Origin of the sequence: Streptomyces sp. NPDC002463 (assembly GCF_042889835.1) — a bacterium.
Lineage (GTDB): Bacteria > Actinomycetota > Actinomycetes > Streptomycetales > Streptomycetaceae > Streptomyces > Streptomyces nymphaeiformis.
In genome coordinates this window covers 497,296-510,689 of record NZ_JBIARL010000003.1, presented here as the reverse complement: position 1 = coordinate 510,689, position 13,394 = coordinate 497,296, and the positions used below count along the sequence as shown (strand labels likewise).

Annotated in this window: 9 protein-coding genes and 6 pseudogenes; 7 read left to right on the top strand and 8 right to left on the bottom strand. The window is 67.9% G+C overall.

Annotation, left to right across the window (positions count from 1 at the left end; all coding sequences use genetic code 11):
* Positions 1-227: pseudogene (locus ACFYX3_RS10160) on the bottom strand (hypothetical protein); the annotation flags it as partial.
* A 336-nt stretch (positions 228-563) separates the two neighbouring features.
* On the opposite strand from ACFYX3_RS10160, the gene ACFYX3_RS10155 reads away from it, so the two are divergent.
* Positions 564-1,754 carry an IS110 family transposase gene (locus ACFYX3_RS10155; RefSeq protein ID WP_389010518.1) on the top strand — a complete coding sequence of 397 codons (1,191 nt, stop codon included), beginning with the start codon at positions 564-566 and terminating at the stop codon, positions 1,752-1,754.
* 74 nt (positions 1,755-1,828) lie between these two features.
* Here ACFYX3_RS10155 and ACFYX3_RS10150 read toward each other — a convergent pair whose 3' ends face one another.
* Positions 1,829-3,646: a zinc-ribbon domain-containing protein gene (locus ACFYX3_RS10150; RefSeq protein WP_389010515.1), complete on the bottom strand. Its 1,818-nt coding sequence runs from the start codon at positions 3,644-3,646 to the stop codon at positions 1,829-1,831.
* Between the two features lie 649 nt (positions 3,647-4,295).
* Between ACFYX3_RS10150 and ACFYX3_RS10145 the strand changes: the two genes are divergently transcribed.
* Positions 4,296-4,700: a RidA family protein gene (locus ACFYX3_RS10145; RefSeq protein WP_389010512.1), complete on the top strand. Its 405-nt coding sequence runs from the start codon at positions 4,296-4,298 to the stop codon at positions 4,698-4,700.
* Positions 4,701-4,733: 33 nt separating this feature from the next.
* Here ACFYX3_RS10145 and ACFYX3_RS10140 read toward each other — a convergent pair.
* A pseudogene (locus ACFYX3_RS10140) lies at positions 4,734-5,057 on the bottom strand (transposase family protein); the annotation flags it as partial.
* 4 nt (positions 5,058-5,061) lie between these two features.
* Here ACFYX3_RS10140 and ACFYX3_RS10135 point away from each other — a divergent pair.
* Positions 5,062-5,706 (top strand): annotated as a pseudogene (locus ACFYX3_RS10135) (enolase C-terminal domain-like protein); the annotation flags it as partial.
* A gap of 623 nt (positions 5,707-6,329) precedes the next feature.
* On the opposite strand, the pseudogene ACFYX3_RS10130 reads toward ACFYX3_RS10135, so the two are convergent.
* The 4 genes and pseudogenes from ACFYX3_RS10130 to ACFYX3_RS10115 form a co-directional block, all read right to left on the bottom strand.
* Positions 6,330-6,520 (bottom strand): annotated as a pseudogene (locus tag ACFYX3_RS10130) (CorA family divalent cation transporter); the annotation flags it as partial.
* 552 nt (positions 6,521-7,072) lie between these two features.
* A complete protein-coding gene (locus ACFYX3_RS10125; RefSeq protein WP_229842704.1) occupies positions 7,073-7,789 on the bottom strand; it encodes a cation:proton antiporter in 717 nt (238 codons plus the stop codon).
* Positions 7,786-8,760, bottom strand: a pseudogene (locus tag ACFYX3_RS10120) (formylglycine-generating enzyme family protein). Before ACFYX3_RS10120 ends, ACFYX3_RS10125 begins: the two are co-directional and overlap by 4 nt.
* Before the next feature lie 350 nt (positions 8,761-9,110).
* Positions 9,111-9,359, bottom strand: a pseudogene (locus ACFYX3_RS10115) (serine hydrolase); the annotation flags it as partial.
* Positions 9,360-9,582: 223 nt separating this feature from the next.
* On the opposite strand from ACFYX3_RS10115, the gene ACFYX3_RS10110 reads away from it, so the two are divergent.
* Together ACFYX3_RS10110 and ACFYX3_RS10105 are read left to right on the top strand one after the other, a co-directional pair.
* Positions 9,583-9,777 carry a hypothetical protein gene (locus tag ACFYX3_RS10110; protein ID WP_389010507.1) on the top strand — a complete coding sequence of 65 codons (195 nt, stop codon included), beginning with the start codon at positions 9,583-9,585 and terminating at the stop codon, positions 9,775-9,777.
* A 209-nt stretch (positions 9,778-9,986) separates the two neighbouring features.
* Complete coding sequence (locus ACFYX3_RS10105) at positions 9,987-11,360, top strand: PQQ-binding-like beta-propeller repeat protein (RefSeq protein ID WP_389010504.1); 1,374 nt, start codon at positions 9,987-9,989, stop codon at positions 11,358-11,360.
* 19 nt (positions 11,361-11,379) lie between these two features.
* On the opposite strand, the gene ACFYX3_RS10100 is transcribed toward ACFYX3_RS10105, so the two are convergent.
* Entirely contained in the window at positions 11,380-11,601 is a 222-nt protein-coding gene (locus ACFYX3_RS10100) for a hypothetical protein (protein ID WP_385666898.1), read from the bottom strand.
* A 358-nt stretch (positions 11,602-11,959) separates the two neighbouring features.
* Between ACFYX3_RS10100 and ACFYX3_RS10095 the strand changes: the two genes are divergently transcribed.
* Positions 11,960-12,847 carry a PhzF family phenazine biosynthesis protein gene (locus ACFYX3_RS10095; RefSeq protein ID WP_389010500.1) on the top strand — a complete coding sequence of 296 codons (888 nt, stop codon included), beginning with the start codon at positions 11,960-11,962 and terminating at the stop codon, positions 12,845-12,847.
* A gap of 208 nt (positions 12,848-13,055) precedes the next feature.
* Positions 13,056-13,388 (top strand): hypothetical protein, encoded by a 333-nt coding sequence (locus tag ACFYX3_RS10090; protein ID WP_389010497.1) that lies wholly within the window; start codon positions 13,056-13,058, stop codon positions 13,386-13,388.
* Positions 13,389-13,394 lie beyond the last annotated feature (6 nt).

Below are 13,394 nucleotides of genomic sequence, written 5' to 3'. Positions count from 1 at the left end.
CGGACGGGGTCGAGAGCCTGGCCCTGGACGGCAAGAGTGCGCGTGGTTCGCGCACCGTGGACGTCCCGGCCGCCCACCTGCTGTCTGCGGTCACCGAGGAGGGCCTGGCGGCCGGTGGTCAGGCGCCGCCACTGGGAGCCGATCGCACGGCGGTGGCGCCGCAGCTGCTGTGCGAGGAAGCGGAGGGCGGAGCTAGACACGTCGACGCCCGACGGGTAGATAAGCACGTGAAGCCTCTGGTGGAGCCGGTTCTCTTGATCGAAAACTCATCTACCAGGCGCTTCACCATGGTGTCAGCCCAACTGTCAGCACTCCAGAAGCAGGTTGGAAAAGGCTCCCTACGCTTTCTGCGGGATGTGGTGAGCCCTTCGTATGGTTGACCCGCCCAGGGGTGCCGGGTGTGGTTCAAAAGGCTCTGCCGCTTGTGGCTTCCACTGATTGGCCGCCCGGCTCCCCACGACGACTCGGCTGCCAATTAGGAATTGCGAATGATCGCTGAGTAGGGAATCGACAGCGAGGTCGTCCGTGGCAGGAACCAGCAGCACACCGCACGGAGGCACCACATGGCCATGATCTGGGCCGGCATCGACGCAGGCAAGACACACCACCACTGCGTCGTGATCGATGAGAGCGGCCGTCGGCTGCTGTCACGACGCGTCGCCAACGACGAGCCTGAACTGCTCGAACTCCTCGCCGATGTCCTGGCCCTGGGCGACGAGGTGACCTGGGGCATCGACCTGGCCGACGGCGGAGCCGCCCTGGCCATCACACTCCTGCTCAACCACGACCAGCCGGTGCACTACATTTCCGGCCGGGCCATCCACCGCGCTTCGGAGAGCTACCGCGGCGAAGGCAAGACCGACGCCAAGGACGCTGCCGTCATCGCCGACCAGGTGCGCGTTCGCCGGGATCTGCAGCCCTTACGCACCGGCGACGAGACGGTCACCGATCTGAAGATCCTCACCAGGCGTCGCATGGACCTGGTCGCCGACCGCACCCGCACCGCCAACCGGCTCCGAGCCCAGCTCGCCGGCATCTTCCCCGGCCTGGAGCGGGCCCTTGACCTCACCAACACCGGCCCACTGGTGCTGCTGACCGGCTACCAGACCCCGGCCGCCCTCCGTCGGACGGGCAAGAAGCGGCTCGAGTCCTGGTTGCGTAACCGCAAGGTCCTGCGCGCCGACCGGCTCGCCGAGACCGCTCTGGAGGCTGCCGGACGCCAGCACACCAGCCTGCCCGGCGAGAAACTCACCGCCCAGATGGTGCATACCCTCGCGCGGGAGGTGATGGCCCTCAACCACCAGGTCGCCGAGCTCGACAAGGCGATCGAGGCCCGGTTTCGCGAACATCGGGCCTTCGACACGATCACCAGCATGCCGGGCCTGGGCGTCATCCTCGGCGCCGAGTTCCTGGCCGCGACCGGCGGCGACATGACCGCCTTCGGCACCGCGGACCGCCTCGCCGGCTTCGGCGGCGTCGCACCTGTGCCCCGCGACTCCGGCAAGATCAGCGGCAACCTCCGCCGCCCGCGCCGCTACAACCGCCGACTCCAACGAGTCTTCTACATCTCCGCGTTGTTCAGCATCCGTCATTGCGATGAGTCCCGCCGGTTTTACGAACGCAAGCGAGCCGAGGGCAAGCGCCACATCCAGGCCGTCCTGGCCCTGGCACGCCGCCGCGTCAACGTCCTCTGGGCCCTCCTCCGCGACGGACGGACCTACGAACCCCTGCCACCCACCGCACTCGCGGCTTGACAGACCGCATTAGGAATCAGTCTCTTCCGAGCGAGTCGCTGCGGAGATGGCGGTCACCTCACCCGCAACAGGCCTCAGCGCTGGGTCCCCGGGCCACCCCTCGTCCGCCTGCTTGCCCACTCCCTCACTCGCTCGATCGTCTCGTCCGGCGTAGGCATCGCCGAGTACACGACGAACTCCGTGTAGTTCGGGTTGTCGATCGGCAGTGGTGGCAGAGGATGCTCGCGTAGCCTAACTACTAGATATCCGGCCGCCAGCAGGTCGCGGGACTTCTCGATGTCGAGGTCGGCCTTGTCCGCGTGCCAGTAGGAGCCGTCGTACTCGATGGCTAGCTTCCGCTCCCCGTCCGTCTCAACCGTGATGTCGACGAGCCAGTTCACACGCCGGGCGAATGCCCCGTGCCGCACCGACTGGCCGGACGATGCCCGGCCGAAGGCGCGCTCAGCAGCGGACCAGTGGTCAAGCTCTATACGGGACTTACCGTGCTCCCGGCACTCGGGGCAGCCGCTGCCGTTCGCCCGTGAGGACAGGGGCGCCTGCCATGTGTGATCTGGGTTCGCGGAGCAGATCCAGGCCGGCGTGAACAAGGTCTGGCCGGTAGGCCGCACTTGCCACGCGGACAGGGGATTGGGCGGCGACCATTCCTCCGCCAGATCAGGGAAGTGGTGGGCGAGCGAGTCAAGAATCGTGCGGCACTCCGGGCAGCGCAGGCGCTGGCCCTGCTCCCGGCGGGCCGGTGTCTCCTGCCATTCGTGGCCGCAGTCTTCATTCCGCCACCACACGAGCTTGCGTGAACCGGGCGACACCTTCGACAACTGAGTCTTGCCGTTCCTGGTCGGGTGCCATTGTGCGGCGATCTCGGCGTTGAGCCCGAAGGCCTCGGGATCGGCCGCGATCGCCTCGAGACGCGTCGCGCGTGTGTCCTGGCCGCGGCAGGACGGGCAGCCGTTACGCAGATACGTGAGCGGAGACTGGCGAGGACGGTGCCCCCGTGGGCAACGTAGCTGACGCTGCCGGTAGTCGGAGACCATCACGGTCCGGGGATCCGCGTCGTCGTCCCAGGCGGAGAGTAGCTCGGGCACGTCTGCGACCGGCGTTGTCTGATAGCGGGCGTGCTCCGCCTTTCGCTCAGCGCGTCGCTTCGGTTCGCACTCCGGACACTCGCGCATGTTGACCATGTCGAGGATCCGTTTTCTGAACCGCAGTCCGCAGTCGGGGCAGCGCCAGGTCGCCTCCCGCCGGGCCTTGACGGTGACGGTTTCCCAGGCGGCGGTGTCGTTCTGTTCGTGGTCCCACCAGTCGAGGACGGGCAGTTCGCTGTCCTTGAGGAGGTCGCGCTGCTCGGATCCGGCGGGCTTGGTCGTCTGCCGCTCGCGCCGAGGGTTGATTTGGCACTGGCAGCCGAACCCGATGTCCCCGAGCCGCGCGGCGCTCACGCGACCGCAGTACCGGCACCGGACATGGTGTGGGTCGTCGGACAAGGACGGGGCGGTCAGCGCGCTGAGGTAGTCGTATCCGTTCTTCTCGGCGTGCTCCCGCGCCTCGGCCTCAGGAACCGGGCTCAGATCCGCGTACACGCCCATGGCCTGCCGAGCCTTCCGCGCCCAGTGTCGCCAGTAGCAGGCCCGGCACGTCGCTTCCCCATACGTGTTCTTTTCCAGGGTGTACTCAAAGCGGTAGTGCGCCTCACAGCCGCATGTCAGGCATCGGGTCAGGCGCCATGCTTTCGGTTTCGTGAAGGGCTCCAGCGGCTCCAGGCCGCCCTCACGCAGCATCTGCGTGATGTGGGTGTCGCACCAGGTGCTCTTCGTGCGTGTGGGGAACGCAGCAGGCTGCCCGCAGTCCGTCTCAAAGCACACTTGGGGCGTCTTATGGGGCAACGTGGAACTCATGTAAGGATCTTCGCAGGCGTGCGACTTCAGTGGCACGAGGGGAGCGTTCCTTCTTCGCTCATACTTCAGTAGTCAGTTGCCTCCCGAGCTCTACTCAGCGGGAAGAACTACAACGCCGGCAGCGGGACCGTCGGGCCTGCCACGACGACCCCCGCAGCGGCGGACCGCGGAGGCGCTCCAGCGCCAACACGATCAGGGCCGGGAGTAAAACTCCGAAAAGCTGAGCCAGCATTGGTCCGGCGATGATCTGGCGAGCAGGTGACCCGCGCTTGCGTCGATCAATGACCGCCCTGACAGTCGAGATCGGGGCCCGTGAGAGACACCTCGGGTCGGTCAGCACGCTGGACGCGGCGTACCGCGTAGTCGTTGACTGCAAGAAGAACCTGAGTGAGCCTCTTTCATCCTCTGCTGGCGGGTGAAACGGGCTGACCGACGGGTGTGGCGAGGAGGCAGGGTCCCTCATCGTCGGCGTAGTGGTCCACTCATCAAACCGGCGCCCGGAAGAGTCCACTGCAGCCAATTTTGTGCGCACAGAGAATACTGGGACGGCGCTACCAGACAAGCATCGTTCGTGCGAACCCGTAACTTCTGCGTACAAGGGGCCTGCCTGCGACCGACGGCCCCGCGCACCGCATCGAGGGAGTGAGCCATGGGTTCTCAGGTGAAGACGTTCGGGTTCGGCATGCCGTGGGAGTCGTTGTACGGGTACAGCCAGGCCACCCAGGTCGATGACACGGTCTATGTGTCAGGGCAGCTGTCTCATGACAGTCACGGCGACTTCGTGGGCGCCGGTGACTTCGAACTGCAGGTCCGCACCACGCTGGAGAACCTGGACCTGGTGCTGAGGCAGTTCGGGGCCGAGCGTGGCCAGATAGTGGAGACCACGGTTCTGGTGAGGAACCTGCGGGAGAACTTCGACACGACAGCACGCCTCCACGCGGAGTACTTCGGGGAGCACCGGCCCGCCAGCACGGTCATGGGCGTTTCCGACTTGGCGCTGCCGGACCAGCTCGTGGAGATCGGCGCGCTCGTGCGTCTCGATGTGAGGGCATAGGGGAGGGGGTCGGCCTGATTCCTTCGGCCTCTTTCATCTTGGATAGTTGCAGGTCAGCAGCGTATGGACGGCTTGGACGATGGTGCCGATGCGGCGGGTGGAGCATCTGGCTCGCCGGAGCAGCCGCCAGGATTTCAACTGGGCGAAGGCGCGTTCGCCGGGGGCTCTCAGCCGGGCGTGGTCGCGGTTGAACTGCTGGTAATGCTGCGGCTGTTCGCGGTGGCGGTAGTACGGGGTGCGGAAGGTGGCGCCGGCGCCCTGGTAGGCGCGGTCCGCGAGGACGCGGATCTGCCGGGTCAGGCAGGCCTGGACGATGCCATGGGCGCGGGCCGCGGTCAGGTCGTGGGTGCGACCGGGTGCGGTGGACGGCTACGTGGCCGAGGGCTACGTCCGGATCAAGCTGAAGATCGAACCCGGCTGGGACGTCGAGCCGGTCCGCGCCGTCCGCGAGCGCTTCGGCGACGACCTCCTCCTCCAGGTCGACGCCAACGCCGCCTACACCCTCGTCGACTCCCAACAGCTCGCCAAGCTCGACGACTTCGGCCTCCTGCTGATCGAACAGCCCCTCGCCAACGACGACATGGTCCAGCATGCCCAGCTCGCGAAGCTGCTGCGGACCCCGATCTGCCTGGACGAGTCCATCGAGTCCGCCGCCGATGCCGCGCCAGCCATCTCGCTGGGCGCCTGCTCGATCATCAACATCAAGCCGGCCCGCGTCGGCGGCTATCTCGAAGCCCGCCGCATCCACGGCATCCCAGTCTGGTGCGGCGGCATGCTGGAGACCGGCATCGGCCGCGCCGCCAGCGTCGCCCTGGCGGCCCTCCCCGGCTTCACCCTCCCTGGTGACACCTCCGGCTCCCACCGCTACTTCGCCATGGACATCACGGAGCCGTTCGTCCTGTCCGATGGCCACCTCGGCGTCCCGACGGGCCCGGGACTCGGCATCGAGCAGCTCCCGGACGTCCTGAACAAGGTCACGACGTCCATCGAGTGGATCGCGCTCTAGTCCGTCCTGGACGACGGCGGACTCTCCTTCAGAGCTCCCTGGGTGCAACCAAGCCCAGGGAGCTCTGTTGTACCTCGTCGACGGAGACGGAACAGCCCTCCTGGGTTCTGCCCCCAGCACGAACGGAAGAGCCCGCCGCTCCGGCACATTGGAACCACCGCACCGCGTGCCGCCAGGAGCGCTCTCACCCGTGAGCATCCACGGCGCCAGGCAGCCCGCCCGCCCTGTCGACTCGGCCAAACCCCCCTACCGACGGTGGGCGGGCCCCCGGACTCCAGCTGCAGGATCCGCGCTACCCAGCGGCGCGGTTCTTTCCGGCGTCGGAATCGGCCCGCAGTCACTCACGGTGACTTGCCCCGACATCGATGAGCCGCCCAGAGGGCGGCGAACTGCGTACTATGGCGAAGGGCTTGATGGCGTAGGTGGGAGGTGCTGCTGACAGCCGCGTTCTCCCCAGATTCTCCCCAGCGCTTCCAGATCCCTAAAAAAACCAGGCCAGAGGGCCTATGCAGGGAAGGGCGAGGAGATCACCCGCATCACTTCTGCCCAGCGCCCCGTATGGGCGGTTTGCGCGACGATGCATGCGCAAACAGTGCGCGGCGCGTGTTTGAGGCAGGTGCTCGCTACAGCCAGCCTCTCCGTTGGAAAATCACGCACAAAATGACGCATACCACCCCATCGAGCCGATGGCGAAGGGGTATCCGAGGCCCCAGCGCAGCTCCGGCATGGAGTCGAAGTTCATGCCATAAATAGTTCCCACCAATGGGGGAGCAAAGGGAATCGCCGCCCACGAGAAGATCTTCAAGAAGTCCTCGCCCGTGGGGCGCTGACCTGCGTAGATAGACGTCTTAAGGGGTGCTGGCCTGCGACTTTACTCCTTTCCGGAGCTTTCACGATGACACCGCCTTACGCGGTCGATTCTCCCCAGACGCTCCCCGAGGCGGCTTGATCCTCCCCAGATTCTCCCCGGCCGGCACTGCTTCGGCAGGAGCACAGCCCCTGGTCAAGGCTGGTTCTCGGCTCGGAGGAGCGGCTACGCACAGTGTCAGGGGAGGAGCGTGATCGTGTCGTGCGTGTTCTGAACGGTTCGTCTCGGCGGGAGCCTTCGGTCAGTGTCCAACGGTTCGTGCCCTTGCCGTCCAGGGTGTGTTCGTCCTCGGTTGTTGTCCGAACGCGCGTCGTGGGTTCACCCCCTCGGACCTCTGCCCAACCGACGGGCTGGCCGACCAGTCGTGCGCCGGCGAGGCTCGCGTAGACGTGGGCAGCCCAGAAGCCAGGCGTCCCACACGCGAATGGCGTACTCGCCCGGCGGCTGATGCCTCATCGGGGGCCGTCCGCTCCCTGACCGGTGGGGCGCTCCGCACCGCTAGAACAGCGTGATCCAGTCGTCCTTCACGAACACCTGGCGCCACTCGTCGGCGATCCAGCCCCTCTCGCGCGACCGACGCAATACCCAACCACCGCCCCAGCCCACGGCCAGACCCAGCGCGGAGCTGAGCACCAGCGCCCGCCAGAAGACCCCGGCGACCCCCTCCTCCGAAGCCGTCGCTGCGGGCAGTGCCGCGAGGAACAGCACGAAGAAGGGCAGCGCCATGCCGTCGTTGAGGCCGCTCTCGACATTGAGGCCGCTGCGCACGAGCACGGGGACACGCGGGCTGGAGACGGCGGTCTTGCCGAGGGCCGCGTCGGTCGGTGCCAAGATCGTCCCGACGAGCGCCAGCTCCCACGCGGTCAGCCCCGGCAGCAGCGGCCACGCCAGGAGCCAGCCGGCCCCGATGGTCAACGGCAGCCCGATGCCCAGCAGGCGAACGGGGAGGAAGCCGCCGACGCGCAGGTCACGACGGCGTACGGACATGGCGTCGGTCAGCAGGACGAGAGTCAGGGCCGCTTCGACCAGGGTGAGGACCGGTCCCGCGTCGTGTTCCAGGTCGAGGAGGCCGAGCCCGAGCGGACCGATGGCCACCCCGAAGCCGGTGAACACCATCGGCGCCGACACGGCGGTCGTCGACAACCGCCGGGAGACGAGCGCGTACCCCGCGGTGACCGCGGCCACGGCCGCACCCGCCCACGCGCCGCCGCTCACGGGGGCCCCGCGGGCGTGTCTTCGGCGGCGCACCGGAAACCCTGGTTGCCGGTGCTGCTGTCCGGCCCGCTGGAGCTCCGGGCCGAGACACGGTAGCGGCGGCAGTAGGAGGCGTGGCACAGGTAGGACCCGCCACGGATCGCCTTGCCCAGGCCGACCGGTGGGCCTTGCGGGTCGGCCCGGGGACTGGACCGGTAGTAGGCGGGCGAGTGCCAGTCCGCGCACCATTCCCAGACGTTGCCGCACATGTTGTGCAGGCCGTAGCCGTTCGGCGGATACGCGGTGACGGGTGCCGTGCCGTACCAGCCGTCCGCGGCCGTGTTGTGGTCGGGAAGACTGCCCTGCCACACGTTCATCCGGTGCTCGTCGCCGGGTTCCAGCTCGTCACCCCAGGGGAAGGCGCGCTGTTCGAGCCCGCCACGGGCGGCGAACTCCCACTCCGCCTCCGTCGGCAGCCGCTTTCCCGCCCAGGCGGCGTAGGCCGTGGCGTCGTTTCACGAGACATGGACGACCGGGTGATCGGCGCGGTCGTCCACATCGGATCCGGGTCCTTCGGGGTGACGCCAGCACGCCCCGTACACCTGGCGCCACCAGGGAGCCTCGGCGACCGCACGGGTGTCGGGAAAGTCGCCGGGCAACAGCCCGGCGAAAACGAACGACCAGCCGTAGCGTTCGGCATCCGTGATGATTCCGGTCGCCTCGGTGAAGTCCCGGAATGCCGCGTTGGAGACGGCACAGCGGTCGATCCAGAAGGACGCGAGCCGCACCGGATGAACAGGCCCCTCTCCATCGCCGGGCACGACCCAGTCGTCCTCCGCCCCCATCAGGAACTCACCGCCGGGAACGCGGACCATGCCGGCGGCCGGCCGGCCGCTGGACGCGGCCACAGGCGCCCGGGCGGTATCCGCACGCCGCCCCGCCTCGCTGCGGGACGGACTGCAGCAGTTCTTACCTGATCCACGTTCCGGCATGGGTGGCGCACCAATCGGGAGGGAACGGGCCGATCCGCTCATGATCGGGTCCCGACCCGTCCGCACCCGGTATCGACACGGAGCGGCGTACTGGCGGTGATCGCTCTGCTGGCCTCCGACGGCCGCAGGACACGGACGGCAGGGGCCCTCCCGTGCCTCCGGGGCTGGGAGTCCAACCTGTGAGGGGCTTGCGGACCCCGGTAGCTGAGTAGGCATCCCAAGATGCCCCGGAGACCCTGTGAGGCCTTACGGATCTCACCGTCATCCTGGGTCATCCAGCCGGCGAGGCGGATGGGCTGGACTGTCGCGGTGAAGAGGTCACGGGTGACTGCCAACGGCGGCCGAGCGTCTCAGGTGAAAGCCAGACCGCGAAACGCGTTGCGGACGTCCGTCAGCGGTTGGCGGTCGCGGGTGTAGTAGAGCTTGTTGGTCAGCAGGACCGCCCACCGGTCCTGGGTGGGGGAGATCCACATGCCGGTGCCGGTGAAGCCGTAGTGGACCCAGACGTCCTGCTCGTCGGTGGTGCCGGGGGCCGGGTGCCAGAACAAGCCGCGCTCGGGCTGGAGGCCGCCGGTCTGCACGGTGAGGGAGTGCGCGCTCCTACCGCCCCGCCGCGGTGTCCGATCAGGCAACAACGGTTCTATCCGCGCCCACTGCGCGTCGGTCAACGGCACGACCAGACCAACGATTCGATGATCGGAAAGAAACGCCCTAGTTCACGTGTCGATTCCCGGCCGTTCTACCGGGAGTCATGCTTCGGTAACGCTCCGCGCTGACACGCTCTGACAAGGCAGGCAAGGAGCCCGCCAGCGAGGAGACGACATGTCCGAGACCACGCCCAACGCCAAGGGATCGGCGCCGGTCCATTACACGCCCGAAGCCACCGAACCCACGTTGATTCCGGCGGACCAGGTCAACCCCGAGGACATCGGCGCCCTCAGACTTCGCTACGTGGACGGCGTGGCTCACCTCGTTGTCAGTGGCGGGAAGTACATCCCGCCGAGCTCGCCATCGTGACCAGTGATGGCGCGGCGCAGCAGGTTCGCTACTCCGCCATCAAGTTGTCCAACGTTATTTTGGTCGGCGGCCAAACCCGGATGCCCCGGGTTCAGCAATTCGAGTCCAGAGCCTGAACCCGAGGCGCCCCTGACACACCTGGCAGGAGCGGGTCATGATCGAAGTAAGCTGGTCCGTTGATCACTCAAGAGGAAAGACGGGCAAGGAACTTGAATCGCATACGAACGACGGTGGCGCTCGGTCTGGTGCTGTCCGCGGGTCTCGTGACCGGATGCTCCGGAAGCGCGGAGCCTGATGCCAAGCCAAGCGGCGGAGAGACGGGGACGGTCACTGAGTCCGCGTCCGCGTCCGCGACGCCGAAGAGCGCGGTCTACCAGGGCAAGCCGGTGCCCGGCCTTGCCGCGAAGCCGGCCTGGAGCCTGACGCGCGACGAGGCGGGGAACTGCGCGGGCAACGCGTCCGTGAAGGACTCGTCGCAGAACGACATCTGCACGGTCGGGGACGCCCTCGTCCTCACCACCTACAGCAACGGGCAGGCGGGCACGAACACCTTCACCGTCCGGCTCCTCGATGCCGAGACCGGCAAGCTACGCAAGAAGTTCGACCTCGCCATCGCCGCCGATGACAGCGGGTCCACGTCCTCCTCGGCGGTGGCCCTCGCGCAGGTGGGCGAGTGGCGGGACGGTTCGCCGGCCCTCCTGATCCGCAACCGCGTCGACACCCCGGCGAGCGGCCTGAAGAAGGCCTCGACCCAGACCGTGCTGACCATGTACGCGCCGTCCGGCGAGAAGCTCGGGAGCTCCTCCTTCGACGAGGACACCCACATGTCCACGCCCGTCCGGAACGGCTACCTCGTGGATGCCAGCTCCATCGGCGGCAGCGCCACGTTCATCCCGATCGGTGGCGGGGAGACCGTGACCAGCGATGTCTCGGCCTTCGACCTCAAGGGGACGGTCGGCTCCGGTCTCGGCTACTACTCGCAGCCGGACATCTCCTACCAGCCCTCCGCCGACTGGCTGACCGTCAAGGACGTCCGCACGGGCAACAAGGCGTGGAACAGCAAGGACCTCACGCCGCCGGCCGCCATCGCCAAGCTGGTCACCTCGGACAAGGCGACCAGTGCGCGGCTGATGCCTTTCCGGGGCGACAAGGCCCTCCTCGAATGGTCCTCGTACGGCAGCTCCGAAGCGGTCATGACGCTGATCGACGTCAAGAGCGGCCGCCGGCTCGCCGAGGGGCCGGCCATCGACACCAACGGCACCACCGACGACGACGGCCTCGCCATCTCCCCGGACGGCAAGACCGCCGTGGTGCAGTACGGCAAGGGTGCGGTCGCCTGGAACACGGAGACCGGCAAGGAGCTGTGGCGCCAGGCGGAGGACGAGGTGACCATCGGGCCGGGCGATCTCCCGGGCAACGGCGTCCTCTACGCGTACCTGGACGGCGTCGGAGCCGCGCTCGACGCCGACGACAAGAAGCTGCTGGCCTCCGAGATCGCGGAGATGCCGCAGTTCACGACGAACGGGTACGCCGCCATCCACACCTCCGAGGGCCTCTTCGTCTTCGCCACCCAGCCCGTCTGACGGACGCCCCGCCCCCGGTTCAGGGGGCCTCAGGCCCGGACGCCGCCTCGCGGCGCATCACGTACGTGTTCCCGATGTCGGGATCGCCGACGAAGAAGAACAGCACCAACTCGTCGCGCTGATCCCGGTCCACGTGGAAGCGCCAAAAGTCGGACTTCGAGACCGCCGCCGTGACGGACAAGCTCAAGGAACTGGGTGGGACGACGCGCTCCGCCAGGAACAGCAGCGTCTGAAGGACCACAGGTGGAATGTGACCTTCACCGACGCGGCGACCAGCGAGGCGGTCATGTCATCGGGGATCGACAAGGTCACCATGGCGAAGTCAGTCCCACATCCCCTTCGCCCGCTGAAATCCGAAAGTTCATCCTCCCTCTGGGGGACGAAATTCACCGGGGAAACGGTCCTTCGTGTCACCTGCCGAGGTCTGCGGCGCGGTGCCGGCCCGGCGTCTGCGATCGGCGGGCGGGATCAGGGACGCTCAGTCCTGTCGGATGCAGCTTCCTGACAGCGCCCGCGTGTAGGTCGTGTCCGGACGCGGAGCTCCGAGACAGTCCCCGTACCTGGGGAATCACCTCGGGGCTCGGCGTAGTTCTCCCGGCATGAACTCCGTACGGGAAACCTTCGACGTCCTGCGATACACCGCTTTCTCCGACGATTTTGAGGGAGGCAATCCCGCCGGGATCGTTCTCGACGCCACGGGCCTCAGCGACGAGGAGATGCTGGCGATCGCCGCCGAAGTCGGCTACAGCGAGAGCGCGTTCCTGACAGCCCCGCCCGAGGGAGCGGGCCCCAGCGCGTCGGACGCCGGGCGCGCGTACACCATCCGCTACTTCAGCCCCAAGGCGGAAGTGCCCTTCTGCGGTCACGCCACCGTCGCGACGGCCGTGGCCCTCGGCGAGCGCATCGGCCCCGGCGACCTGGTATTCACCACGCGGGCCGGGACCGTGCCGGTCACCGTGACGCGCGAGGGCGGGGCGCTGCGGGCCACACTCACGAGCGTCGAGCCGCACATCGAGGACGTCGCGGCCGATGACCTGGCAGAGGCACTCGCCGCGCTCGACTGGCCGGCCGGCGACCTCGATCCCGCCCTGCCTCCCCGCATCGCCTTCGCGGGCGCCCGCCATCTGATCCTTGCCGCCGCGAGCCGAGAGCGCCTGGCCCACCTGGCGTATGACTTCGCCCGCCTGGAGGCCCTCATGCACCGGCTCGACCTGACGACGCTGGAGTTGGTCTGGCGCGCCTCTGCGGAGGTCTTCCACGTCCGCGCCCCGTTCCCGGTGGGCGGTGTGGTCGAGGACCCGGCGACCGGGGCGGCGGCCGCCGCCTTCGGCGCGTACGCCCGCGAGCTCGGACTCGTGCCCGAGGCGACGGTTCTCACCCTCCACCAGGGGGAGGACATGGGACGCCCCGGCGTCCTGACGGTGGAACTGCGGGCGGGCGACCGGCGGATCAGGGTGGGCGGCGCAGGGACCCGCATCCCGGCCTGATCCACTTGTGGCTGAGCCGTGGGGTCGAACCGACTGGGTCAAGCTGGTGCGCCTCCCTCGTGCCCCACGCTGCGGTGTGGGGCACGACGCGTCTCATGCCGGTTCGACTAGGAGCTCTCTTACGGATCACTGGCAGAGAGATCGCAGGACCTGCTGGTGGCGGCGGAACCGTGCCTGCGACGATGCGCCTGGGAGCTACGACCTTGCTGTGGGGGACGGCGACCGTCCATTCGACGACCGTGCTGCGAGCTCGACGTATGACGAGCTCTACGAGCGCCATCTGGAGTCGGACGATGTCGTCGTGCCTCCGGCGCCGCGCATCGTGGCGTATGTGGAAGCTCTCGTTGGGCGATATCCCGACGACGTCGATCGCAGTGTCGTGTGGGCGTCGCCCCCGGTCATCGAGGAGGCCTCGGGCCCGATCGTGTACCTGCTCATGTCCTACGGCAAAGCTGAAGAAGTGTCCGAGTATGCCGCTGCACTGGCTCGCGAGCATGGCCTCGTCTGCTTCGATCCGCAGGGAGAGTGCCTCCGGCCGTGAGCTGCC

Bases quoted from the DNA above. Each gene is read 5' to 3' on its own strand.
- ACFYX3_RS10155 (WP_389010518.1), top strand. From the start codon at position 564: ATGGCCATGATCTGGGCCGGCATCGACGCAGGCAAGACACACCACCAC.
- ACFYX3_RS10150 (WP_389010515.1), bottom strand. From the start codon at position 3,646: ATGAGTTCCACGTTGCCCCATAAGACGCCCCAAGTGTGCTTTGAGACG.
- ACFYX3_RS10145 (WP_389010512.1), top strand. From the start codon at position 4,296: ATGGGTTCTCAGGTGAAGACGTTCGGGTTCGGCATGCCGTGGGAGTCG.
- ACFYX3_RS10110 (WP_389010507.1), top strand. From the start codon at position 9,583: ATGTCCGAGACCACGCCCAACGCCAAGGGATCGGCGCCGGTCCATTAC.
- ACFYX3_RS10095 (WP_389010500.1), top strand. From the start codon at position 11,960: ATGAACTCCGTACGGGAAACCTTCGACGTCCTGCGATACACCGCTTTC.